The organism is Xanthomonas phaseoli pv. dieffenbachiae, from assembly GCF_008639345.1.
GTDB lineage: Bacteria > Pseudomonadota > Gammaproteobacteria > Xanthomonadales > Xanthomonadaceae > Xanthomonas > Xanthomonas phaseoli.
Map to the genome: position 1 here is coordinate 3,610,229 of NZ_CP041380.1, position 24,018 is coordinate 3,634,246.

The 24,018-nt window shown below is 61.6% G+C and carries 22 protein-coding genes, 1 tRNA gene and 1 pseudogene; 12 read left to right on the forward strand and 12 right to left on the reverse strand.

Going from position 1 to position 24,018, the window contains the following annotated elements; all coding sequences use genetic code 11:
* Positions 1-705: 705 nt before the first annotated feature.
* A complete protein-coding gene (locus FLG15_RS16215) occupies positions 706-1,104 on the forward strand; it encodes a SymE family type I addiction module toxin (RefSeq protein WP_057679407.1) in 399 nt (132 codons plus the stop codon).
* 102 nt (positions 1,105-1,206) lie between these two features.
* On the opposite strand, the gene FLG15_RS16220 is transcribed toward FLG15_RS16215, so the two are convergent.
* The 4 genes from FLG15_RS16220 to rimK form a co-directional block, all read right to left on the reverse strand.
* Positions 1,207-2,565, reverse strand: coding sequence for a sensor histidine kinase (locus FLG15_RS16220; RefSeq protein WP_007971710.1), 1,359 nt, complete (start codon positions 2,563-2,565; stop codon positions 1,207-1,209).
* Positions 2,558-3,235 (reverse strand): response regulator transcription factor, encoded by a 678-nt coding sequence (locus FLG15_RS16225; protein WP_003490678.1) that lies wholly within the window; start codon positions 3,233-3,235, stop codon positions 2,558-2,560. The genes FLG15_RS16220 and FLG15_RS16225 overlap by 8 nt, the downstream gene beginning before the upstream one ends.
* A gap of 25 nt (positions 3,236-3,260) precedes the next feature.
* Positions 3,261-3,737, reverse strand: coding sequence for a hypothetical protein (locus FLG15_RS16230; RefSeq protein WP_007962331.1), 477 nt, complete (start codon positions 3,735-3,737; stop codon positions 3,261-3,263).
* A gap of 186 nt (positions 3,738-3,923) precedes the next feature.
* Positions 3,924-4,811 carry a 30S ribosomal protein S6--L-glutamate ligase gene (gene rimK / locus FLG15_RS16235; protein ID WP_057679410.1) on the reverse strand — a complete coding sequence of 296 codons (888 nt, stop codon included), beginning with the start codon at positions 4,809-4,811 and terminating at the stop codon, positions 3,924-3,926.
* A 485-nt stretch (positions 4,812-5,296) separates the two neighbouring features.
* Between rimK and glgX the strand changes: the two genes are divergently transcribed.
* On the forward strand, positions 5,297-7,429 hold the full coding sequence (glgX, locus tag FLG15_RS16240; protein ID WP_150146787.1) for a glycogen debranching protein GlgX: 2,133 nt from the start codon (positions 5,297-5,299) through the stop codon (positions 7,427-7,429).
* Between the two features lie 458 nt (positions 7,430-7,887).
* Here the strand turns inward: glgX and FLG15_RS16250 are convergent, their stop codons facing one another.
* Entirely contained in the window at positions 7,888-8,280 is a 393-nt protein-coding gene (locus FLG15_RS16250) for an H-NS histone family protein (protein WP_017154750.1), read from the reverse strand.
* A 247-nt stretch (positions 8,281-8,527) separates the two neighbouring features.
* A protein-coding gene (locus FLG15_RS16255; RefSeq protein WP_223842567.1) for an IS3-like element ISXcd1 family transposase occupies positions 8,528-9,615 on the reverse strand; the annotation gives its coding sequence in 2 pieces (ribosomal slippage) (positions 8,528-9,363 and positions 9,363-9,615; 1,089 coding nt in all).
* Between the two features lie 186 nt (positions 9,616-9,801).
* Between FLG15_RS16255 and FLG15_RS16260 the strand changes: the two genes are divergently transcribed.
* Positions 9,802-11,472 (forward strand): adenylosuccinate synthetase, encoded by a 1,671-nt coding sequence (locus FLG15_RS16260; RefSeq protein WP_150146790.1) that lies wholly within the window; start codon positions 9,802-9,804, stop codon positions 11,470-11,472.
* A 4-nt stretch (positions 11,473-11,476) separates the two neighbouring features.
* Entirely contained in the window at positions 11,477-12,121 is a 645-nt protein-coding gene (locus FLG15_RS16265) for a DUF7002 family protein (RefSeq protein ID WP_150146793.1), read from the forward strand.
* A 217-nt stretch (positions 12,122-12,338) separates the two neighbouring features.
* On the opposite strand, the pseudogene FLG15_RS16270 reads toward FLG15_RS16265, so the two are convergent.
* The 5 genes and pseudogenes from FLG15_RS16270 to FLG15_RS16290 all read right to left on the reverse strand — a co-directional run bounded on the left by FLG15_RS16270 (position 12,339) and on the right by FLG15_RS16290 (position 17,109).
* Positions 12,339-12,731, reverse strand: a pseudogene (locus FLG15_RS16270) (H-NS family nucleoid-associated regulatory protein).
* A 293-nt stretch (positions 12,732-13,024) separates the two neighbouring features.
* Positions 13,025-13,528: a hypothetical protein gene (locus FLG15_RS16275; protein WP_150146799.1), complete on the reverse strand. Its 504-nt coding sequence runs from the start codon at positions 13,526-13,528 to the stop codon at positions 13,025-13,027.
* A 36-nt stretch (positions 13,529-13,564) separates the two neighbouring features.
* A complete protein-coding gene (locus FLG15_RS16280) occupies positions 13,565-14,881 on the reverse strand; it encodes a site-specific integrase (protein ID WP_150147715.1) in 1,317 nt (438 codons plus the stop codon).
* A 251-nt stretch (positions 14,882-15,132) separates the two neighbouring features.
* Positions 15,133-15,206, reverse strand: a tRNA-Gly gene (locus tag FLG15_RS16285).
* A 118-nt stretch (positions 15,207-15,324) separates the two neighbouring features.
* Positions 15,325-17,109 (reverse strand): autotransporter outer membrane beta-barrel domain-containing protein, encoded by a 1,785-nt coding sequence (locus FLG15_RS16290; protein WP_150146802.1) that lies wholly within the window; start codon positions 17,107-17,109, stop codon positions 15,325-15,327.
* Positions 17,110-17,296: 187 nt separating this feature from the next.
* Here FLG15_RS16290 and thiS point away from each other — a divergent pair, with 187 nt between their 5' ends.
* The 4 genes from thiS to FLG15_RS16310 all read left to right on the forward strand — a co-directional run bounded on the left by thiS (position 17,297) and on the right by FLG15_RS16310 (position 21,353).
* Positions 17,297-17,497 carry a sulfur carrier protein ThiS gene (thiS, locus tag FLG15_RS16295; RefSeq protein WP_057679458.1) on the forward strand — a complete coding sequence of 67 codons (201 nt, stop codon included), beginning with the start codon at positions 17,297-17,299 and terminating at the stop codon, positions 17,495-17,497.
* A 49-nt stretch (positions 17,498-17,546) separates the two neighbouring features.
* Positions 17,547-18,341 carry a thiazole synthase gene (locus FLG15_RS16300; RefSeq protein ID WP_033473827.1) on the forward strand — a complete coding sequence of 265 codons (795 nt, stop codon included), beginning with the start codon at positions 17,547-17,549 and terminating at the stop codon, positions 18,339-18,341.
* A 298-nt stretch (positions 18,342-18,639) separates the two neighbouring features.
* Positions 18,640-19,425, forward strand: coding sequence for a tRNA (guanosine(46)-N7)-methyltransferase TrmB (gene trmB / locus FLG15_RS16305; RefSeq protein WP_057679457.1), 786 nt, complete (start codon positions 18,640-18,642; stop codon positions 19,423-19,425).
* Positions 19,426-19,490: 65 nt separating this feature from the next.
* Positions 19,491-21,353: an SLC13 family permease gene (locus FLG15_RS16310; protein WP_057679456.1), complete on the forward strand. Its 1,863-nt coding sequence runs from the start codon at positions 19,491-19,493 to the stop codon at positions 21,351-21,353.
* Positions 21,354-21,412: 59 nt separating this feature from the next.
* On the opposite strand, the gene FLG15_RS16315 is transcribed toward FLG15_RS16310, so the two are convergent.
* The gene (locus tag FLG15_RS16315) at positions 21,413-21,754 is read right to left on the reverse strand and encodes a Rieske (2Fe-2S) protein (RefSeq protein ID WP_150146804.1); all 342 of its coding nucleotides are present in this window, start codon (positions 21,752-21,754) and stop codon (positions 21,413-21,415) included.
* A 265-nt stretch (positions 21,755-22,019) separates the two neighbouring features.
* On the opposite strand from FLG15_RS16315, the gene FLG15_RS16320 reads away from it, so the two are divergent.
* The 4 genes from FLG15_RS16320 (at position 22,020) to mscL (ending at position 23,965) form a co-directional block, all read left to right on the forward strand.
* Complete coding sequence (locus tag FLG15_RS16320; protein ID WP_017155446.1) at positions 22,020-22,295, forward strand: hypothetical protein; 276 nt, start codon at positions 22,020-22,022, stop codon at positions 22,293-22,295.
* 109 nt (positions 22,296-22,404) lie between these two features.
* A complete protein-coding gene (locus FLG15_RS16325; protein ID WP_057679455.1) occupies positions 22,405-22,728 on the forward strand; it encodes a hypothetical protein in 324 nt (107 codons plus the stop codon).
* Between the two features lie 31 nt (positions 22,729-22,759).
* Positions 22,760-23,473, forward strand: coding sequence for a fumarylacetoacetate hydrolase family protein (locus FLG15_RS16330; RefSeq protein WP_150146807.1), 714 nt, complete (start codon positions 22,760-22,762; stop codon positions 23,471-23,473).
* Positions 23,474-23,533: 60 nt separating this feature from the next.
* Positions 23,534-23,965: a large-conductance mechanosensitive channel protein MscL gene (gene mscL / locus FLG15_RS16335; protein WP_003487203.1), complete on the forward strand. Its 432-nt coding sequence runs from the start codon at positions 23,534-23,536 to the stop codon at positions 23,963-23,965.
* The last annotated feature ends 53 nt before the right edge of the window (positions 23,966-24,018 follow it).

Below are 24,018 nucleotides of genomic sequence, written 5' to 3' on the forward strand. Positions count from 1 at the left end.
TGCCTGTTGGCTGTCGGGGGGCTGATTAGATCGGTATCATTTATGATCGCGCCAGAGAAAAAGCCCTTCAGATCCGTGTGGGATAAGAGGGGTTTTTACATTGCGATATCGGGAGCAACCTTGATGCTTGTGACGGTTTTAGCCTCAGATCTTTTTATTCACAAGAAGGTTTAGAGGTAGCGATTTATCACACTGCAACCTTATCTCGCCTACCCTGGAAACATGCCGCAATGCGTTACCAGCCGCATAGGCGTGGCAGAACAAGCAGTTTTCGCTACGCTACGACAGGCTTTGACAATTTGCTTCGATGCGTACACGCCGTTACGAGTAGACCTACTCTGGCATCAGATCAGCTCTTATGCTCCTAAACCAAGCAGTTGACATTCCAAACAACCAGTAGCGACCTCTACCTCAAGGAGCGTAGAAATTCCTCTAGTGGCGGTACCCACCTCCGTCAAACCGGTGGGTTTTTTGTGCCTGTTCGCAGGTGCAAGCCGACGCGATGCCTGCGTCGGGAGGGCGGCTAATACAACACTCCTTCGGGAGGAATACGCCCGCCGACTATGCACGGTTTCTAACCTCCCGACATCCCGTCGCCGGCCGGCGACGGTGCCTGTTCTTCGAAGGAGGCGTTGTTATGGCAGATGTATCGATAATGGAGATTGGTGTACTTCGTCGCTCCGTGGTGCTGGTGGAGGTGAGGCTATGAGCCGGGCGCCGTCTCCAACCGCCAAGCGGCCCAAATCGAACGCCAAGCGCGCAGCTGCCGCAAAGCAGACAGCCTTGCAGGTGAAAGACGCGCAGCCCATGCGGCTGGTGCCCTCGCCCACGTTCGATGTGGACAACCTCGACTTCGACCGGCGCCATAACAGACCTCGCGCGGACAATCTACCGCCGCGCCCACCGCGCAAGGCGCGCACGCCCACGCGCTGCACCGTGGGCTATGCGTTCTACGATGCAGAACCCGGCCGGCCACACAGCCAGCGCATCCCGAGCGTGCGCTTGCGCGGGCTGTGGCTGGAGCAATTGGGATTTGCGATTGGCTGCAAGCTGCAGATCACTACGCGCGAGGGCGAGTTGGTGGTGACGGTGGTGGAGCGCTGAGCTGGGTTTTGGGTGTGGTTGTTGTCTGGAGGCGCTGCCCTGGGGGCGCAATGGGTAAGGCCGTCGCGCCCGGGTGCGCTCCTACGGGAGTGCGTGTGGTGGTCAGCGATGGAAGGCCAATGTTGCGATGACGCCGCGCTGCTGGCCTGGGCGCACGCTGACCCGCCAGCCGTACAGATCGCAAAGACGGCTGACGATCGACAAGCCGATGCCGCCGCCTTGCGAGTGGCCGGCGTGGGTCCCGCGGTAACCGCGCTGGAACAGCTTGGCGGCGTCTTCTTCGCTCAGGCCGGGGCCCGAATCGATCACTTCCACTGCATCGCTCAGCACGCGTACGCGCACCTGACCGTCCTGGGTGTATTTGACGGCGTTGCCGATCAAGTTGCCCAGCGCCACCGACAAGGCGGATTCGGGCGCGTCGATGACCAGATCGCGTACGCCCTCCAGTAGCAATTCCAGTGGTTTTCCGCCGAGCTGCGCGCGGTGCGAATCGATCAGTTGCTCGGCCACCTTGGCGACATTGCTGCTGCCCTGCCCGCGCTCGTTACGCGAGAGCAGCAGCAACGAGCCGATCAGATCGCTGCATTGCTGCTCGGCGCGCTGGATGCGTTGCAGCCGCTGCAACACCTTTTCGTCCAGGTTGGGCTTGGTGAGCAGCAACTCGGTGGCGCCGCGGATCACCGCCAGCGGCGTGCGCAGTTCGTGGCTGACGTCGGCGTTGAATTCGCGGTCGCGCTGCACCACTTCGGTGAGCCGCGCCGAGTAGTCGTCGAGCGCTTCGGCGAGCTGGCCGACCTCGTCGTCCGGGAAGTGCGCAGCCAGTGGCTTGGGTTGGCTGGTGCCGCCGCGATAGGCACGCAGGCGTGCGGCCAGATCGGAGACCGGGCGCATCACCTTGGACGCGGACCACCAGCCGATCAGCAGCGAAAACCCGCTGAATACCAACACCGACAAGATTAGAGTGCGCTTGAGCTGGATCTCGCCCTTCAGCGCCTGGGTCATGTCATAAGCGAGGAAGAACCATTCGCTCGGTGTCTTGCGCACCGCAAGCTTGTACGAATAGGTATTGCCGCTTTCGTCCACGCCGGTGATGGTGTGGATGCCGTCGGGCAGCTGATACCACTCCGGTTGTTCGCGGCGTAGCGCTTCGAACTTGTCGCTTTTGACCACGCGCCCGCGCATCTGCTGCAACGGCAGATCGGGGTTGCGCATCGGATCGGAATAGAAGCGTTGCGCGAAGGCGTCGATGTTGCGATTCATCACGTCCTCCACCAACTGGTTTTCCACGCGCGAGCGCGCCCAATTGGTGGCGAAGGCGAACAGCGTTGTCAGGCAGAAGCCCAGCAACACGAACGACAAGATGATGCGGCTGCGCAGGCGCCGCCGATAGCGGCTGCGCAGGCGCCGCCGATAGCGGCCGCGCCGGCGCGCCGGCCGCGTCTCGCTCGTACTTTCAGGCATCGGGCGAGGCGATGCGGTAGCCGATGCCGTGACGGGTCTGGATCATCGGCACATCGAACGGCTTGTCGACCACCGCGCGCAGGCCGTGGATATGCACGCGCAACGAATCGGAGTCGGGCAGCTCTTCGCCCCACACGCGGGTTTCCAGCTCCTGGCGCGTGACCACCGCCGGCGAGGCTTCCATCAGCGCCTGCAGGATCTTCAGCGCAGTCGGGTTGAGCTGCAGCAGCTTGCCGCGGCGACGCACTTCCAGCGTATCCAGGTTGTATTCCAGATCGCCGGTTTCCAGCACGCGGGTATGCACGCCCTTGCCGCGACGCGATAGCGCGTTGAGGCGCACTTCCACTTCCTGCAGCGCGAACGGCTTGATCAGATAGTCGTCGGCACCGGAGTCGAAGCCGGCCAGCTTGTTGTCAAGCGAGTCACGCGCGGTCAGCATCAACACCGGGGTCTGCTTGCGCGCCTCGTTGCGCAGCTTGCGGCAGACCTCGATGCCATCCATGCCAGGCAAGTTGAGGTCGAGCACGATGGCGTCGAACTCGTGCACCACGGCAAGGTGGAGGCCAGTCACCCCGTCGGCGGCGAAGTCCACCGTGTGACCACGGTCTTCGAGGTAATCGCCAAGGTTTGCGGCAATGTCGCTGTTGTCTTCAATTACTAGAATTCGCACTGGAACCTCGTTCGTTAAGCTGTTTTTAGCGCTGGCGCCGAGAAATTTCGTCTTGACTCACCGTGGTCTGACGGCGCCGCTGGGCAGCCGTCATGCACTGTTTCGTACTCATCTGCGACCCAGTCGCGCGCTCGCGCCGACAAATCAGCCGGCTATCTTCACGTGCCCTGGTCAAAATTCGGGTGACGAACTCCTGATCGCTGCGAACCGCTGCCAATTGCTCTGGCTGCAGCGCCTGGATATCCGGCTGCGTCTGGAATGCTGCTTCGATCCGATCAAGCGCAGCGCCCACCTTAGCGCGCTCATCCTGACTGATCTCGGAGTACTTCTCGCCATCGGCAAGATCGGTACGGACCTGCTCTGCCTGCGGCTTGAACGGCTTGTCCAGATCGAGCACGACCGCCAAGGCATGACCACTCATCAGGCCCGCGGCGAACAGCAGTCCCGCAACACTCCACCGTTTTGCCATGCGACGCCTCCTTGTGCCCGACCGATTTAACATTTTTAACATTGGCGAATGTAGATGCGAACCCCAACAGCGGCAAGCCGTCCATAAAAAGGCCCAAGTGCGACAGCGCACTTGGGCCAAAAGTTCATCCCGATCACCGTCACTGCCGAGAGCGGAGCTACGGTCGGAAGAGGCTAGCGAGGCGACAATTAGATTTTCGTTAATTTTTCGGTAAAACCGTTAGCCGGGTGACCGGCGGACCGACTGCTCCAGGTGCAGGACAATCGCCGCGGCCACATCTACCCCGCACACGCCTTCCACCCCTTCCAGGCCTGGGGTCGAGTTGACCTCCAGCACCAGCGGGCCGCGTTTTGACCGGATCAGGTCTACCCCTGCCACCGCCAGGCCCAAGGCGCGTGCCGAGCGCACCGCAACCTCCTGCTCCTGCTCGGTTGCCTCGGCCACGGCAGCAGTGCCACCCAGGTGCAGATTGGACCGGAAATCGCCTTCGGCCGCCTGGCGGCGCATCGCCGCGACGACCTTGTCGCCGACCACGAAGCAGCGCAGATCGGCGCCTTCTGCCTCACCGATGAACTCCTGCACGATGAAGTTGGCGTACAGCCCGCGCAGCGCTTCGACTACGCCGCGCGAAGCGCTGGCCTTTTCGGTCAGGATCACCCCGGCGCCTTGCGCACCCTCGTTCAACTTCACCACGTGCGGCGGTGGGCCGAGCATGGAGAGCAGATCCTGGGTGTCGTCGGGGTTGTCGCCGAACACGGTGACCGGCATGTCGATGCCCTGCGCGGCCAACAACTGATGCGCGCGCAGTTTGTCGCGCGAGCGCAGGATGGCGTCCGACGGATTGGGCGTGTAGGTGCCCATGAACTCGAGCTGGCGCAGCACTGCCGTGGCATAGCGGGTGATCGAGGCGCCGATGCGCGGGATCACCGCATCGAAGCCGGTGATCGGCTTGCCCTTGTAGTGCAGGCTGAAGCCGTCGGCGGCGATGCGCATGTAGCAACGCAGCGGGTCGAGGATGCGCACGGTGTGACCACGCTTGCGTCCGGCTTCGATCAGCCGCCGGGTCGAATAGAGCTTGCTGTTGCGGGAAAGGATGGCGATTTTCATCGCGGCAGGCACACGGCGCGGCTTGGACAGAGTCTGATGATGAAGTGACCCAAGTCCGTACAGCGCAGGCCGATTGCGCGTTCGCGGCAGCCCGCGATGTACGCTGCGATCAGGCCGACTGCGACGGTCCCGAGAAGGGAAGAGCGACGGTACCGCGACAAGTCCGAACAACGCTGTGCTGCACGGCCTCAACCGGGCCGATGCTAGCAGGGCGCTGGCGCGTCGCTCAAGCAACGCATGCGCGTAATGGCGAAAAGCGCTCGCTATGCCGTCGTCCCGATCACAACCGGTGGGTGGCTTGCCCGATGACTCGCGCTTGGCCGTAAGCTGGCCCGCCGGCACGTTGTTGCAGCGGCGCGCTGCGTGAGCGATCGCGACGGCCGCCCTCACGCCGCACCCCTGTTGCCGTAACGCGTTTTGCACAGCGGTAGACGCAATGCTTGAGGCCCCTCAATGCCGGCGTGCCGGCACCTCCGAGACTCTCCATGCGACGTCCAGCAAGCGCGGCCTATGCCAACCCCTCCCGCATCCGTCAGGGGCGCCCGTTTCCACGCGGCGCTGTCTTCGACGGCAAGGGCACCAATTTCGCGCTGTTTTCCGCGCATGCCACGCGGGTCGAGCTATGCCTGTTCGACGAACAGGGCAACGAAACCCGCATCGACCTGCCGGAGTACACCAACGAAATCTGGCACGGGTATCTTCCCGATGCCAAGCCGGGCCAGCGCTATGGCTACCGCGTGCACGGTCCCTACGCGCCGACCGAAGGGCATCGCTTCAACCACAACAAGTTGCTGCTGGACCCGTATGCGCGCGAGCTGGAAGGCGACCTGATCTGGTCCGACGAGCTCTACGGCTACACCGTGGGCCACCCCGATGGCGACCTGAGCTTCGACGAGCGCGACAGCGCGCCATTCATGCCCAAGTGCGTGGTCGTCGAAGACACCTACGATTGGGGAGACGACACACGCCTGCTCAAGCCATGGAATGAAACGGTTATCTACGAAACCCATGTGCGCGGCTACACGATGCGCAATCCACAGGTGCCCGAGGCGGTGCGTGGCACCTTCGCCGGCCTGGCCCAGCCGCAGGTCCTCCAATACATCAAGGACTTGGGCATCACCGCAGTGGAGTTGTTGCCGGTACATGCGTATCTGGATGATCAGCATCTGCTCGACAAGGGGCTGCGCAATTACTGGGGCTACAACACCATCGGCTTTTTTGCGCTGAAGTCGCGCTACCTCGCCAGCGGTCATCGCGATGAGTTCCGCGACATGGTCAAGGCCATGCACAAGCAAGGCCTGGAAGTGATTCTGGACGTGGTCTACAACCACACCGCCGAAGGCAGCGAGCTGGGGCCGCCCCTGTCGTTCAAGGGCATCGACAACGCCAGCTATTACCGCTTGGCCGACGACAAGCGCTACTACATCAACGACACCGGCACCGGAAATACGCTGAATCTGAGCAATTCGCGGGTGATCCAGTTCGTCAACGACTCGCTGCGCTACTGGGCAGGCGAAATGCATGTGGATGGCTTCCGCTTCGATCTGGCCACCATTCTTGGCCGCGAACCGAGCGGCTTCGATCAACGTGGCGGCTTCCTGGATGCCTGCAACCAGGACCCGCTGCTGTCGGAGGTCAAGCTGATCGCCGAGCCGTGGGACTGCGGCCCGGGTGGTTATCAGGTGGGTCACTTCCCGCCGGGTTGGTCGGAGTGGAACGACAAGTTCCGCGACAATGCGCGCGAATTCTGGAAAGGCGAAGACGGCAAGCTGGCGGAGTTCGCGACCCGCTTCACCGGTTCGGCCGATCTATTCGATCGTCGCGGCCGGCGTCCCTGGGCGTCGGTGAACTTCATCACCGCGCACGATGGCTTCACCTTGCGCGACCTGGTCAGCTACAACGAAAAGCACAACATCGATAACGGCGAGGACAACCGCGACGGTTCGTCGAACGATGGCTCCTGCAACTACGGCGAAGAAGGCGACACCGAGAACGCCGAGGTGTTGCAGATTCGCGAGCGCCAGATGAAGAACCTGCTGGCCACGCTGCTGCTATCGCAAGGCACGCCGATGATGCTCAGCGGCGACGAGCGCGCGCAGACCCAGGGGGGCAACAACAATACCTATTGCCAGGACAACGAAATCACCTGGCTGGATTGGGAAAACGATCCCACCGACGGCCGCCTGACCGAATTCGTGAAGGCACTGACCCGTCTGCGCAAGCGCTACCCGATCCTGTCGCGGGGCCGCTTTCTCAACGGCCAGTACAACGAAGAAGCCGGGCTGCGCGATCTAACCTGGCTCAATCCGGGCGGCATCGAAATGGACGATGCGCACTGGACCGATCCGGCCGCGCGCTCGGTGGGCCTGCTGCTGGAAGGCAAGGCGCAGACATCGGGGGTCAAGGAACTGGCCAACGACGACACCTTGCTCATCGTCATCAACGCCTATCACGAGGGCGTGACCTTTACCCTGCCCTCCTCCGATGAGCCGGTGCACTGGAAGCTGGTGCTCTCCACCGACGAAGCGCTGGAAGTGGACATGATGCCGGCCGGCGCCAGCGAATTCCTGGCCCCGCCGCGCAGCGTGTCGGTCTTCGAGTGCAAGAGCGACCAGTAAAGCTGTCCCAGCAACGCACATCAGAAGCGACGCTTGCTGCCTACCGGTATCGGATAGGCAGCAAGCGTTTTCGTTTCCGTCGTCGGAATGACGGATTGGTCCTGCGTGCGCTACCCGGCTTGCGCATGGCCAGGGTGATGGTGCCGATGGCAACACCCAAGCGAATCTGCGCGCCCCCTCACGTTGGACCACGTCATCATCGCTTACTCCGTGGATCGAGAATTAGCAGGCGTAAACATCCATCGCGGGATTTGCGCGAAAAAACGGCAAATGCTTTTTCGCAATTATTGAGCTCGTGGGCTTTGCTTGGAGATCCGGCACCCACTGCGTCGTTTGAAGGCACGCGGCTTACGACACTCAACAGCAGGGCACTGGTGCGCCAAACGTTCACTAAAACATCGAAGGCCAAAAGCAATGCCTCACCCATTGCGGGCCTTCGACATCACATGCCGGGCGACTCAACCCGGATACAGCGGGAAGCGCTTGTCCGGATGATTGGCTTTCCACTCTTTATAAGAGCTGGTGCCTTCCCAGGCCTTGAACGCCTTCGGTGTACGACCACGGCCGGACCAGGTTTCGCCGGAATGCGGAATCCAGTACTTGGCGACCACTTCGCCGGTGGAAGACAGCGGCCCCTTGGTCTTGCCGGTCATCGCCAGCGAGGCGATCTGGGATTTTTGCTTGGCGTTGAAACGGTTGCCGAACTGGGTAAGCACCTCGATCACCTGGTCGAAGGCTTCCAGCGTCTGGGCGTATTTCAGCTGCGCTTCTTCCTGCTCAAGCTTGCGCAGCTCTTCCAGTAGTTGAGCCCGGGCGGCGGCGGTGGGTGAAGCGGGCGAATCCTGGCGCATTGGCAAAACATAAGGTATGGGCGGGTCAACGAGTATTGCCGCTGGGCCGCCCAGCGTAAAGCGCCCGGGCCCGCGCGAGTCTGCCGGCGCTCAGCGATGGCGCAGCAGTGCGTGCTCGCGGGCCATGGTCAGGACCGGGCCGATCCGCCCGGCACGGATCAGTTCGCTGCAGTGCTTGCCGACAAATTCCACCCGTGGCGTGCGAAACCGGTAATCCCCCCGCTTTGAGCGTTCGCCAAAAGTGGAGCTAGGCGGCCATCGCCAATTTCATTGCTGGCGTGATACCGCCGAGCGCCATGTTGGGGCGCTCATGGTTGTACGTCCATAGCCAGCGCGTGGCCTTGTCCTGAACCTGCTCGATGGTGTCGAACAACGTTGTGGCCAGCCAGGCGTAGCGGACGGTGCGGTTGTAACGTTCGACATAGGCATTCTGCTGCGGCTTGCCTGGCTGGATGTGCTCGATCCGAATCCCGCGCTGCTGTGCCCAAGCTAGCAGCGCGCCGCTGATGTACTCCGGGCCGTTGTCGCAGCGAATGGCGTTTGGCTTGCCGCGCCAGTCAATGATCTGTTCCAACGAGCGGATCACCCGGGCCGATGGCAGCGATAAGTCGACCTCGATGCCCAGACCCTCACGGTTGAAGTCATCGAGCACATTGAACAACCGGAAGCTGCGGCCGTCGGCCAGCTGGTCGTGCATGAAATCCATCGACCAGACCTGGTTGATCGTCTCCGGCACCGCCAACGGCTCTGGCCGCTCGCGCACCAGCCGCTTCTTCGGCTTGATCCGCAGGTTCAACTCCAGCTCCCGATAGATGCGGTACACCCGCTTGTGATTCCAGCCAAAGCCCTTCACGTTGCGCAGGTGCAGAAAGCACAGGCCGAACCCCCAATCACGATAGGTTGTGGTCAACCGCACCAGCCAATCGGCAATCCGGGCGTTCTCCTCGCTGGCCTTGGCTTGATAGCGAAAGCAGGTCTCGCTCACCGCAAAGGTCCGGCAGGCATGCCGGATGTTCGTGTGGCCACCATCTACGGCCCATCGGGCCATCTCCCGGCGTTGAGATGGCCTCACCATTTTTTTGCCATCGCCTCCTTCAGCAGGTCGGCGCTGAGCTGGGCATCGGCGTACATCTTCTTCAGGCGCCGGTTCTCGTCCTGCAGCTCCCTGAGCTGGGACATCAGCGATGCGTCCATGCCGCCGAACTTGCTGCGCCACTTGTAGAACGTCGCCGAGCTGATGCCGTGTTCCCGGCACAACTCCGGCACGGGCGTGCCGGCCTCGGCCTGCTTGAGGACGGCAATGATCTGGCTGTCGGTGAAGCGGGATGTCTTCATGGAACCTCCTCGGAAAAGGGTACGAGAAAATTCCACTTCTGGCGTCAGCTAACCTGTGGGGGGATTACCACACCCCAACGAGGTCAGTGCTCGCTCGCTGCGAAGCATCGCCGATTGCCTGATCGATACATCAACACAGACGCCAGAGCAGGTGGCGTCCACCATCATTAAGAATTGGAGCTGACGATGCCAAGCCACCGGGTGGTTATCATCAGCGGCAAGCGATGCACAGGCAAAAGCGGCTTGGCCAAAGCGTTGGCTGAGCGCTATGGATTTCGTCTCATTTCCACCGATGACTTTTTTTCAGGTCAACTCGAACTAAATGGTCATATGGCCGCTCCCCGTATCACTCCCAGGACACCGATGCCGGATCGGGATCGAGATGGCGAATGGATCAATGAGAGTGTGCAAAAGATTTACGACTCATTGACAGAAGGCGAGCCAGGGATTGTCGTGGATGAAGTGCGCTCTGTTGAACAAGTCAATCAGTTGCGTCAACGCTTTCACACTCGACTTACCCATGTGCACTTGTATGCGTCGACAGAAGTGCTGCTGCAACGCTACATCGCATCAACAACAGACGATCCGGTCAGCTTACCCTACGACCAACTTGACGATCTTGATGACGGCGAGATCAAAATTCTGAAAGAAGATGCCGATGTTCGTATCTACACCGTCCGCGCTGATCATGAGGATACGCTCGTCCGCGTCGCCGCACACCTCCATCTCCTGACGCCACCAGACGTCCGCTGTGTGGATGTGCTGGTCGGTGGACAATATGGTAGCGAGGGAAAGGGCAACATCGTGGCTTATCTTGCTAACGAATACGATGTGCTTGTTCGGGTCGGTGGGCCCAACGCCGGTCACACCGTCGCCAATGCCGTGGGCAAATCGATCCATCATCAGCTGCCTTCCGGCGCCAGCTTTTCTAGGGCAAAACTGCTCTTGGGACCGGGCTTCACCATCAATGTCCAAGGACTTCTGAGAGAAATCGAGGAATTTGGCATCGGCTCTGATCGGCTATTCATCGATCCGCAGGCCACCATCATCGAAGCGGAGGATATCGAACTTGAAAAGGGCGGTGTCGTAGGTGCAATTGCCTCAACCGGCAGCGGAAGTGGCGCTGCCAAGGCACGACGCATTCTCAATCGCGGAAACATGGCAAAGCCCGTCCGCCTAGCCCGTGACATCCCCGAACTCGCTCCCTATATCGGCCGAACAGAAGATTTCTTAGAGCAAGCTTATCGCAAGGGTCAGTCAGTTCTTTTGGAAGGCACTCAGGGCAGCGCGCTGAGCTTGTATCACGGCGCGTATCCGCATGTAACATCCCGAGACACTAATGTAGCGGGTTGCTTGGCAGAGGCCGGCATCTCCCCAAGTCGTGTCCGGAAAATACTCATGGTGGTGCGCACCACACCTATCCGCGTTGCTGACCCGGATGGTCAAAACGGCAACACTTCTGGACGGCTAAAGAACGAAACAAGCTTTGCTGTTATTGCCGAAAGAGCAGGCCTGGACCCAATCGAAGTTCAAAGCGCTGAGATCACTTCCACAACGAAGCGCAATCGTCGTGTGGGATGGTTCGAATGGAGTGAATTTCGTCGTGCCTGTAATCTCAATGCACCCACCGATATCGTGCTCACTTTTGTCGACTACCTCAAAGCAATCAATCAGAAGGCTCGACGATTTGATCAGCTCGATGATGACACAATCAAATTCATCGAGGAAGTTGAACGCGTTGCCCAAGCGCCGGTATCGTTGATCAACACTAGATTTCCCAAAAAAGATAGCGACTTCAAAGATCTTCGATCCATCATTGATCGTCGCAACTGGACCGCGCGTTCGCGCTTGGAGTAGAAGATTGGACCTGAGCAAGCTTATTGATCGCTATCCGCGCGTCTATCACATGGCCCAAGCTGGCTCTTGGCCCAGCATTCAAGCGCGCGGCCTCTTCTCCACGACAGGTGCACTTGACGCACTCAGCGTTGAGGGCGACCGTCGCAATCATTTCGAGGCCGAGCATCGGCCCGAGATGACTTCGCTCAGGCCCCATTCACCTGACGATATCGTGCTTCGCGATCAAAAGCCTATGCCTCCTGGCCGATTGGCGCATACACTTCCCGCACACGTCACCCCTGAGCAGTGGTATCGACTTATCAATGGCAAGGTCTTCTTCTGGGCCGAGCGTGAGCGGCTGCTTCGACTACTGAAGTCGTATGGCGAGTTTGAACACGATGTCTTGACCGTCGATACGGCAAGTCTTTTGGCCGCTCACGCTGAAAACACTTGGCTATGCCACATGAATTCTGGCAATACTTGGCCCATCCCCCATCGAAGGGACGTCGACATCTTCAGGCGTATTGCTGACTATCCTGCCAAAGCCAGCGGCGCTCCTGTAAAAGAGGTTGTGGAGCTGGTCATCGACCATGCCGTGCCTGATATCGCTGACCATGTCATCGCGGTCACCCGCATGAAGGGTGAGGTCGAGATCCGAACAATCCGATAGCCTTGCGGGTGAATGCCATCAGCTCTTCATCACGAAGCAATTGTTCATTGTCAGCGAAGCCTGAACCGCCGCAAGACCGAAAGCAGGCATAGGCATGTCGCACCGAACGTAGTCCTCCCCCTGATCTGACCTCAAAGCTCTGATCCGGGAGCTAAGTGACACACGCTGAATTGAACGACGCGTGCCTAGCCTCGATCCAGCCTCACTGACTAATCGCTCAGCCAGGACACTTCGGGAACTTCACCGTCCGGATGCCGCTTTTTCCAGTCGTTATAGCGGCGGCGCCGACCCAAGTTGCAAATGCCCGGGGTGGATGCCCTCGACCCGACCAAGTCTCTTGGGTATGAGGTAGCCAGTATTTGGGAGCGACTTCCTTCGTTGAAGCAGCTGCCTTCTTGGTCTTTGCCGCCCCATGAATGACAAAGCCCGCAGTTTCGGAACGTTGCTGAGCGTTGAAGTGCTTGGCGAAATTTCCAAGGAGCTTGACCACCTCATTGAATGCCTCAGCAGCCTGATCCTGCCGCAACTGCGCCTCTTCTTCAAGCTTGCGAAGCTCCTTCTCTAACTTCGCCCGTGCGGAGGCGATCAATTCCAACGATCTATTATTCACAAATTCCCTCTAATAAAAAGACCACAGGCTTGACAGGCTTCATTCTTCAATTACAAGAAGCAATTCACTCACATCAACAGCACCCATATGAAAGTCGAACAATTCTGGAATAAAGCATTTCTTGCCGCACTTACCCGCCTACCCGCTGACGAAGCGAAGGCGGAAGCTGACAAGGCGACCGAGTTGTGCATCAGTCACTGGCAGAACAACGCTACAAACTACGCATTCAACTACCTGGTAGCCTGGAAAGAACAGGATATCTCAAAAATACCATATAGAAGATCGGAGTAACATTAAAAATTATTCTTGCGGCGCCCCTTGAGCTCCGGCTCCTTCTCCTTAATCTCTTTACTCATCTCAGCTTGCGCCCCTAGAGCCTCCTCGGGAGATTCAAAAGCGCGAAGTGAGCTAAGTGTGGAATTTAGGATCCCAGTCAAAAATCTAAAGCCAGGTTGAAGCGCGGCTAACACATACCCGGTTTCGCCTAGTTCCCAGCACATAACTTCGGCCGCAAAGGCTCCGGTGTTTTGGTCAAATGCCAGAATTTTTGAGTCTTTGTAAGACAATGTCTGGCCAACAGCCTCGACCTTTCCCTTATCAGGCGGGGACCAGGCATTTCCTAAAAGGTTACTGCCAACCACTTTTGCACCATGATCAAGACCTTTAGAGGCCTCTTCCGCACTAGAAAGTTGATCTCCAGCTTGTTGAGGGGGATGCGCCGCAGTAAGGGCTACGAAGCTCTTTTCACTCCCACCTTCTTGCGAAAAAGGAAGTTCAACGATGACGACCTCAACCATGCTTAACCTCACTCAGAATAATACTGAAATTAACCTCTAGAATCCGGCTTTATAGATTGGAAGCGCAACTGGCGGTTTGAAATGCGCCAACGTTGCCACACGATCAGGCAAAGTTCTTCTATCAATATAGAACTTCTCCAACACCCCCTGCCCTCGCGCATGACCGGTGATCGCCGCAATAGCTGAGGCTGATACACCTGCCTCATCTAAACGCGAAGCAATGGTGTGGCGAAAGCCATGAAAGCCTTGCCCCTTTGCCGTGATCCCTTGACGTTTAATGTAGACCGAAAACTGTCGGCTCAACTGTCGACCAAAGCCCAGTCCGGTGCTATTGGGTAGATGCCGGAAGATTTGCGTGTGCCCCGCTTGGCGCACCTCATCGATGTAGACCAGAAAGCCGGCATCGATCACAGGTTTGGCCAGCGGCACAAAACGGCGGCTGTTCTTGTTCTTGACACTCTGTCCCTTGCCGCCCTTTCGCACGAAGAAGCCCGGCACACCGTCGATCGTGTCGATGTCCTCCACCCGAAGCTGCGCGATCTCGTTCACGCGCGCTCCTGAGTAGAGTCCAAGCATCGGACCAAACCACCGATGTGGATACTTCTGGGCCCATGCCGGGAACGCCACCGGATCAAAGATGGCCTTCAACTGGTCATCGGTGAAGGGCTCGCCCGTGTCGTCTGCATCAGGCGTCGAAATCGCACGGATACCGGCCAACGGATTGCTCGCCAAAAGCCCTGCCGACACGAGCGACACCAAAAACACCGACAAGCGCTGTCGATGCTTAGCAACCGTCCAGGCGGCAGGCTCGGGAACTTGATTGGCTTGGGCAAGCGTCACTACATCCATGACGGCAAGGCCCTTGTAGGGCGCGCGCTTGGTCGCATTCGACGGCCACCACCTCACGACATCGAAAAATGCCCTCACATGGTCTGCCGTCAATTCGGACACCGCCAGGTCTTGTCCTACGGCGCCCGCAAACAAGCGCAGCGAGTGGCGACTTTCAAGCACTGTCTTGCTGTGGAGCTTGGCGCGATCCAAGTCCCCCAAGTGATCAGCAATCGCTTTGGACAACAGCGGGCCAGACGCCTTGGCCTTCCCGGTGCGCCAACCGCTTGGCTTGGCGGGCGGGACAACCTCGGCGGCAGGCTCGCGCAACAACTCAGCAAACAGCGCTGCGTCCTTGGGCGTGTCGATCTGGGCCTTGCCCAGACGCGTGCCATTAGGCAGCGTCACATCGGTCAATGTGAGTTCGCGCAGCCCTTGTTCTCGGATGCGCCGCAGCACTTCGTCCAGATCCACCGGCTTCCCCTGCCTCAATGCTTGGAACGCGTTCGATAGTGCCATCCCCATGTAGGCAGACACCAGACGCGCAGTATCGCCGGGGCGAAGATGGAGAGGACGAACAAGAAAACGCGAGCCGACCTGCTCCCGCAAATCAACAGGAACCAAGAAGCGCACGTAGAGGCCTGATGGCCGATGCAGCAAGAGGGGTTTTGGCAAAACGATACCTCAAACGATACCTTGGGAGGTCGTTCGAGGCAGTCTTAAACCAAGCGAAATAGTCAGCACAATCAACAGCTTAGCGCTGAACTTCGCAAGACTGGAGCGGGCGATGGGAATCGAACCCACGTCAGTAGCTTGGGAAGCTACAGCTCTACCATTGAGCTACGCCCGCATGGCGCTGGCAGAGTTTATGCGGGTGCAGGTGTCCGGCGCAATGTGCGCCGATAAGACGAGGGCCGGTTGCCCGGCCCTCGTGTGTTGCGTGTGAGCCAACTGCGGCCTACCGCGCCTCAGAAGTTGCCGCTGAAGTTCACGAACAAGGTGGCATCGCGGGCGCTGCGCTGGGCCGTGGTGGTGCTCAGGCCGATGTTGCTCTGCAGGCCCCACAGCCCGGTACGGGCACCCAGCACGACGGTGGCGTAATTGCGATCGAAGTTCTGCCCCGGGACGGTGTACATGCCCACTTCCGGCATCGACTGCAGCCAGGCGCTGGCTTCGCCGCCGTCCTTGAACTCGTGGTCGTAGGTTGCCTGCAGGTACGGCTTGACCATGGCACCGTCCAGACGCACCTGGAAGCCGACTCGGCCGACCAGCGAATCGATGTCCTGGTTGGCGTAGCCCAGCGCGGTGGCGCTGTCGTTGCTTTCCGTATAGCCGTCGAGCTTGATCTTCTGCCAGGTCAGGCCGGCCACCGGGCCGTACTTGAGGTTGCCTTCGCCCAGCGAATACCCGGCGTTGAGGGCGGCGGTAAGGTTGCTGCCGTCGGGGGAGCCGCTGTGCACGCGGGTCGCTGGCCCAAGCTGGACTTCGCGGTCCACGTCGTAGCTCAGCCAGCCGTAGCTGACCTGGGCATTGACCCACACCGGGCCGGTATACCAGCCGAAGAAGCCGCCCAGCGTGGTGTCGTCCTGCTTGAAGCTGCCGTTGCGGTTGCCGAAGTCGGCGTCCATGCGGCCGAAACCGGCAAAGCCACCGAACACCAGGTCGCCTGCAGTCCAATCCACGCCGAACAAGCCGGCCGGCGCCATGCCGTCATACAGGTCGGCGTGGTCGTAGCGCTGCATGTCGCCACGCACGCTGCCCCACCAACGCATGCCATCGGCGTCCGGCTTGCCGTCCAGATGCCAGGCCACCTGGTCGGCGCGCGCGCGGCCGCCGGCCTGCGCCGAATGCGTCAGCACCTGCTGCAGACGCGGCGCTTCCAGCAACGAGATGGCGTATTCGCCCAGGATCTGGTGCACTGCCGTGGTCGGGTGAATGCCATCGGCGAACACATAGGTGTTCTGCGCATTGGCGGCGACCAGGCTGGTCGGGTTACAGGCAGGCAGCGGCACGGCCGGGTTGCAGGCGGTACTGGTGACATTGCTGAAGCCATAGGTGCCCGGGTTGGCGACGATTTCCTGCAGCATGTGGAAGGTGTCGACCGGAATCACGCGCAGGCCGGCGGACTGCAGGCCATTGAACAAGGCGGTGTTGTAGGCGGTGGCCGCAGCGGTGCCTTGCGCCATTCCCACGGCGCCGCCGGCGCGGAAGCGCGGGGTGAGGCCGACGTCCGGAATGGTCGGCACCATGACGTAACGCGCGCCGGCATTCTGCAAGGTGGCCACGGCACCGACCTGGGCGGTCACCGCGCTGCCGATGATGGCCTGCGCCTGTGCCGGGGCGAGCGACGCGGCGAGCAGGTCGTTGGCGCCGCCCCACACGGTGTACAGCGCATTGGGGTTGGCGCGGCCGCCATTGGCGGTGAGGTAGGTGTTGATCTGGCTGGTTACCGACGGTGCAGCGCCGAGCGCGCTGACCGAGCTGGCCTGGATGCGCGCACCGCCGGCAGCGTAGTTGTCGCCGGTCTGGCCGTTGCCGTTGGGCGCGGCATTGGTGCCGAAATGGTCGCCGACATATTCGGCCCACACCCAACCCGGGTTGGTGGTGAACTTGCCGGTGACCGCGCGCGAAGCGGCCGGCAGCAGCGGGTTGTAATAACCGCTGTCGGTGAGGCTGTCGCCGAAGAACACGGTCTGGTCGAAGGCCGACTCGGCCATGGCCGGGGCGGCCGCGATAGCGATGGCCATAGCCATCAGGGAGCGGATCGGGCGAAGTGTTGAAGCCATCGGAATGCCTGCTTGAGTGAGTGGGACCGGGCCGGCGTGCATACGTACGCTGGCGAATGGCACATGGTTTCACCCTCGCCGCCCGCGCTCACGCTGCATTGCCGCATAACGCAAAAACGCGCGCCGGAGCGGCACGCGATGCAACAATGATGACATGAACATCCAACTCAACGGCACCCCGCGCGCGCTTCCGGACAATTTGCCGCTGGCCACCCTGCTGGAGCAGGAAGGCCTAGCACAACGCCGCGTTGCGGTAGAGGTCAATAGCGAAATCGTGCCGCGCGGACGGCATGCAGATCACTTACTGCGCGAGGGCGATGTGGTGGAAATCGTGCATGCGCTGGGCGGCGGCTGATGCGCCGCGCAAGCCGGCGCATCCGCGCCCGATCGGTGATAATTGCGGCATGACGAATCCCGCCCCCTCTGATGCGCTGGTCATCGCCGGCAAACACTACCGTTCGCGCCTGCTTACCGGCACCGGCAAGTTCAAGGACCTGGACGAGACCCGCCTGGCCACCGAAGCCGCCGCGGCCGAAATCGTCACCGTCGCCATTCGCCGGGTGAACATCGGCCAGGACCCCAACGCGCCCAGCCTGCTGGATGTGCTGCCGCCGGATCGCTACACGCTGCTGCCCAACACCGCCGGCTGCTACACCGCCGAAGATGCGGTACGCACTTGCCGGCTGGCGCGCGAATTGCTGGATGGCCACAACCTCACCAAGCTGGAAGTGCTGGGTGACGAGCGCACGCTGTACCCGGACGTGGTGCAGACGCTCAAGGCTGCCGAACAACTGGTTGCCGATGGTTTCGAGGTGATGGTCTACACCTCCGACGACCCGATCCTGGCCAAGCGGCTGGAAGAGATCGGCTGCGTGGCGGTGATGCCGCTGGCCGCGCCGATCGGCTCGGGGCTGGGCATCCAGAACAAGTACAACCTGTTGGAAATCATCGAAAACGCCAAGGTGCCGATCATCGTCGATGCCGGCGTGGGCACCGCCTCGGATGCGGCAATTGCCATGGAGCTGGGCTGCGACGGCGTGCTGATGAACACCGCCATTGCCGGCGCGCGCGATCCGATCCTGATGGCCAGCGCGATGCGCAAGGCGATCGAAGCCGGCCGCGAGGCGTTTCTGGCCGGGCGGATTCCGCGCAAGCGCTATGCCTCGGCGTCGAGCCCGGTGGATGGTGTGATTGGATGAGTGGGTGGTCTGCTGGCGCGCAGTGCGTTCGACCGTCTGCATTGCGCAACCGCCAGGCAGTGGCCGCTCGACGATGGGCGTGGTCGGATCCGACGCCGCTCGTCCGTACCCTTTCCCCAGCCCCTGCTCCGCGCCCCGGCCCACGCCTGCGTTGCGAGCTCCCAGGCACGCGCGCCCATGGCGCGCAAACCGCGCCTCCTCGCCCCGGTGGGAGAGGGGCTTTTCCAGCTCCTGCATGGGCGCGATGCGGTTATCGCGCAGGTGCGGAGCATGTGTTTGCTGACGTGACCGACCTTTCATGACCGACCCGTTTACCAGCGACGGCGCCAAGATGCCGCCCAAGCCCTTCACCATCGAAGAGGGGCGCCGCCAGGTGCGCAGCTTCGTGTTGCGCCAGGGCCGTTTCACCCCCGCGCAGCAGCGCGCCTTCGACGACCTGTGGCCTCGCTTCGGGCTGGACTACACCGGCGCGCCGCGCGATCTGGCCGCCACCTTCGGACGCGATGCGCCCAAAGTGCTGGAAATCGGCTTCGGCAATGGCGCTGCATTGCGCTTTGCCGCGCAGCAGGATCCGAGCCGCGACTACATCGGCATCGAGGTGCATGCCCCCGGCGTGGGCCGCCTGCTCAACGCGCTGGAGGAAGACGGCAGCACGCATGTGCGCCTGTATCACCACGATGCGGTGGAAGTGCTGGAACACGAGATCGCCGATGGCGCACTGGACGAAGTGCGCATCTACTTTCCGGACCCCTGGCACAAGAAGCGGCATAACAAGCGTCGCCTGATCCAGCCGGCGTTCGCGCAGTTGCTGGTGCGCAAGCTGGGCGAGGGCGGCCGCCTGCACGCGGCCACCGACTGGGCCGATTACGCCGAACAGATGTGGGACGTACTCGATGCCACCCCAGGCCTGGTCAATCGCGCCGGCCCGCGTGGCCACGTCGAACGCCCGGCCTGGCGCCCGCAAACCCACTTCGAGACGCGCGGCCAGAAGCTTGGACACGGCGTGTGGGATTTGCTGTATGACCGCGAATCGGGAATCGGGAATCGGGAATCGCAAGGGCAACTGCCCGCGTTGCCCGGATAAACCACAGCGCCCGCAATTTTCGCTCTGCCAATTCCCCATTCCCGACTCCCCATTCCCGGCCCCCAATGGACACCGCGCTGACGCTGACCAACGACATGAAGCTCGTCCTCGGGCTGGTCGGTTTCACGATGGCGATGTTTTTGTTCGAGCGCATCCGCGCCGACGTGGTGGCCTTGATCGTGCTGGTGGTGTTGGGCGTCACCGGGCTGGTGGCGCCGGAGGAACTGTTCGGTGGTTTCTCCGGTAATGCGGTGATGAGCATCATCGCCACCACCATCCTGGGCGCGGGGCTGGAGCGCACCGGTGCGTTGAACCGGTTGGCCACCTGGTTGTTGCGGCGTTCGCACGGCAGCGAGCAGCGCCTGATGATGATGACGCTGGCCATCTCCGGCTTGAACTCCTCGTTCATGCAGAACCCGTCGGTGATGGCGTTGTACCTGCCGGTCGCCTCGCGCCTGGCCGCACGCACCGGGCTCACCTTGCAGCGCATGTTGCTGCCGATCGCCGCTGCCATCGTGATGGGCGGCGCGCTCACCATGGTGGGCAATTCGCCGCTGATCCTGCTCAACGACCTGCTGGTCTCGGCCAACAACAACCTGCCCTCGGGTATGGCCAGCATCGAGCCGCTGACGATGTTCGCGCCGCTGCCGATCGGCGTGGCGCTGCTGATCGCCGCACTGCTGTACTTCCGCTTCTACGGCGACCGCAAGCTGATCGAAGAAGAACGCCTGATCAACGAAGGCGTGACGCCCTCGCGCACCGAAAGCTATTTCGCCAAGACCTACGGCATCGACGGCGATGTGTTCGAGCTGACCGTCACTGCCGAGAGCCCGCTGGTGGGTATGACCCTGGGCGAGGCCGAAGCCCTGCACGATGCACCGTTGCTGCTTGCGCTCAAGACCGGTAACGACACCCGTCTGGCACCGCCGGCCGATATGCGTATCTGGGTCGGCAGCGTGCTCGGCGCGATGGGCCCGCGCCAGGAAGTGGCCGACTTTGCGCAAAACCAGTTCCTGCGCATGTCCTCGCGCCTGCGCAACCTGGGCGATTTGTTCAATCCCAGCCTGGCCGGCATTTCCGAAGCGTTGATTCCGCCGAACTCCCGGTTGATCGGCAAGAGCGCCGGCGAATTGCGCCTGCGCAAGCAGGCCGGCATCAGCCTGCTGGCGATCAACCGCGACAAGCAGGTCATCCGCGAAGACGTGCGCAACGTGCCGCTGCGCGCCGGCGACATGCTGGTCTTCCACAGCATCTGGCAGGACCTGGTGCAGGCGGCGGAAAGCCGCGATTTCGTGCCGGTGACCGACTTCCCCAAAGGCGAGCAGCGCCCGCACAAGTTCAAGATCGCGATGGCGATCTTCGCCTTTACCATCCTGATTGCGCTGACGTCGCGCCTGCCGGTGGCACTGACGCTGATGACCGGCGTGGCCTGCATGCTGGTCAGCGGCGTGCTGCGCATGGACGAGGCCTACGCATCGATCAACTGGAAAACCATCTTCATGATGGCCGGGCTGATTCCGCTGGGCTGGGCCATGGACAGCAGCGGCACCGCGGCATGGGTGGCCGGCCACACCATCGACCGCCTGCCCGAAGGCGTCCCGGTGTGGGCGCTGGAAATCAGCCTGGCGTTATTGACCACCGCCTTCTCGCTGGTGATCAGCCATGTGGGTGCGACCATCGTGATGGTGCCGATTGCGGTGAATCTGGCGCTGGCCGCAAACGGCAACCCGACCGCGTTCGCGCTGATCGTGGCGTTGTCGGCGTCCAACAATCTGATGACCGCGTCCAACCCGGTGATCTCGATGGTGGCCGGCCCCGCCAATTATCAACCGCGCGAGTTGTGGCGCGTGGGCGCACCGCTGTCGCTGATCTACATCGTGGTGATGGTGTCGATGATCAACCTGATGTTCTGGTGGGCGGCGCGCTAATCCAGCGTTGCGCTCTTCGGGCGGCTGACAAAGCGTCCTAAGCAATCGTTCCCTGGCGCTTACCCCAGCAGCACCTGCTCATTGTCGACCCGCACCGGCACCGCAAACAGCGATTGGCCGCGACACGGCCCGCTGATGCACTCGCCACCACTGAGTTCGAAGGCCGCGCCGTGCGCGGCGCAGACCAATTGCCCTTCCTTGGTCTTGAGGAACTGCCCCGGCGCCCAGTCCAGCCGGCGGCCCGCACGCGGGCAGATGTTCAACCAGGCACGGACCTGGGCGCCTTCGCGATACAGCACCAGCGATTCGGTACCGCTATCCAGGAGTGCTTCGACTTCCAGAAACCCGGCATCGGGAATCTGCGTCAACGTGGCAAGCGTGGTGGGCGATGGCAACGACATGCAGGCGACCGGAAACGATGGGCGGTGAGGCCTGGATTGTGGCATGCGAGCCGGGCAGCACTGGCAGCCTCAGGCAGCCCCCGGGTGAGCGCGGACGACGCGATTCCTCAGACAACCGGACACAACCGGCCTTATGAGCCGCCATCCATGCATGCCGCACGTGATCGCCTTCGCAAATCGCTGCGTCAATTAACGAACTTTTCACTCAATGACATAAAACCGCAACGATACTGCGCGCTCGTTTCCTGCCCGGCAGCCCACCGCCATGCCCGCTCGTATCTTCCAATTCGGCAACTTCCATCACCTGTTTGCGCCGCGCAAGCCGCGTCACCCATTGGTGCGCGTTGCCGCCGGCCTGGCTGGCCTGGTGATCCTTGCGGTGCTGATCTTCTTCAGCGTGTTCGTTGGCGCAGCAATGATCCTGGGCGGCATTGCCTGGAAGCTGTTGAGCAAGTCGAACCGCCGCACGCCGCAGCAGGCACGCGTGGTCGAGGCCGAGTACCACGTGGTGCGCAAGCCCGCATTGCCGTTGTCGCACTGACACCTGGCTGACTGCATCGCTGCACCGCCGGCTTGCCTGCGCAGCAGGTGCCGGGGTGTGGTCGACGCCCGCATCGATGATGATTTGATTCCAGCAAGCCACACGTGGCGTGCGCTGGCTTGCCGCGCGTTGGGCAGTGCCACAGCGCCGGGTGGCGCGCTGCACTGATGGGTCAGACGCACATCGCTGCATCGAGCACCAGTTCATCGCCCTGCGCGCACTTTTGGTCGACACCGCATCAATGCGCAATGCGCTCGCATCGAATGCCGGCGGCGCGCTGCAGGGTCTGTGGTGGGTCCGCAATCGTCTGGTTGTCCCCGTGGCCATTCACGCGTCGATGCAGCTGTCTGACGCCTTGCAGCGCTGCCAGCCCCGCCGTGTCGTGCACTGGATGCAAGCGTCACGGTTCCGTCGTACACAGGCAAGCCGCTAGACTCGTGTGCCCGTATGTTGAGGATGCGTGCATGACCCACGATGTGATTCCCGCCGCCGATGTTCCGCGCATTCCAGTGGTGGGCGGCGGCAGTTTCCCGGTGCACCGCATCTACTGCGTGGGGCGCAACTTTGCCGACCATGCGCGCGAGATGGGCGCCACCGCACCCGCCTCCAAGGCCGAGCGTGGCCAGCCGACCTTTTTCATGAAGCCTGCCGATGCCATCGTGGTCGGCCACGGCGACCACATTCCCTACCCGCCCGGCACCAAGGAACTGCACCATGAGGTGGAACTGGTGGTGGCGCTGGGCAGCGATGCGCCGGCCGGCGAGTTGCCGGTGGAACAGGCAGAAGTGTTGATCTACGGCTACGGCGTGGGCCTGGATCTGACCCGTCGCGATCTGCAGGCCGCTGCCAAGGCCAAGGGCCTGCCGTGGGATATCGCAAAGGGCTTCGATCACTCCGCGCCGATCAGCGAGCTGGTGCATGCCGGCGAAGTCGGCGCGCTGGAGGCGCTGAATCTGTCGCTGGAGGTCAATGGCCAGGTGCGGCAGCAGTCGTTGCTGGATCAAATGATCTGGAACGTGCCGGAGATCCTGCACGAGTTGTCCAAACTCTATGCACTGCGCGCGGGCGATCTGATCTTCATGGGCACGCCGGCCGGCGTCGGCCCGTTGCTGCCGGGCGACCAGTTCAGTGCGCGCCTGGAGAACGTCGCCGAGCGCCACGGCATCATCGCCGGCTGACATCGGGGCAGCTACGATCGGGCTGCGGCAGTTGGTCCGCGACCGCAGTTGGAGTGCACTATGGGAATGGTCAGCGAATTCAAGCAATTCGCAATGCGCGGCAATGTCATCGACCTGGCGGTCGGTGTGGTCATCGGTGCGGCGTTCGGCAAGATCGTCACCGCGCTGGTGGAGAAAATCATCATGCCGCCGATCGGTTGGGCCATCGGCAATGTGGATTTTTCGCGCCTGGCGTGGGTACTCAAGCCGGCCGGCGTCGATGCCACCGGCAAGGAAATCCCGGCCGTTGCCATTGGCTACGGCGATTTCATCAACACCGTCGTGCAGTTCCTGATCATCGCCTTCGCGATCTTCCTGGTGGTCAAGTTGATCAACCGCGTGACCCATCGCAAGCCCGATGCCCCGAAGGGCCCGAGCGAAGAAGTGCTGTTGCTGCGCGAGATTCGCGACGCGCTCAAGAACGACACGCTCAAGCCGCCGGGCGCGCTGTAAGCGGGCACAACCAACTGATGCATCTTGGGGCGCAACTTCGCGAAGAAGAATGA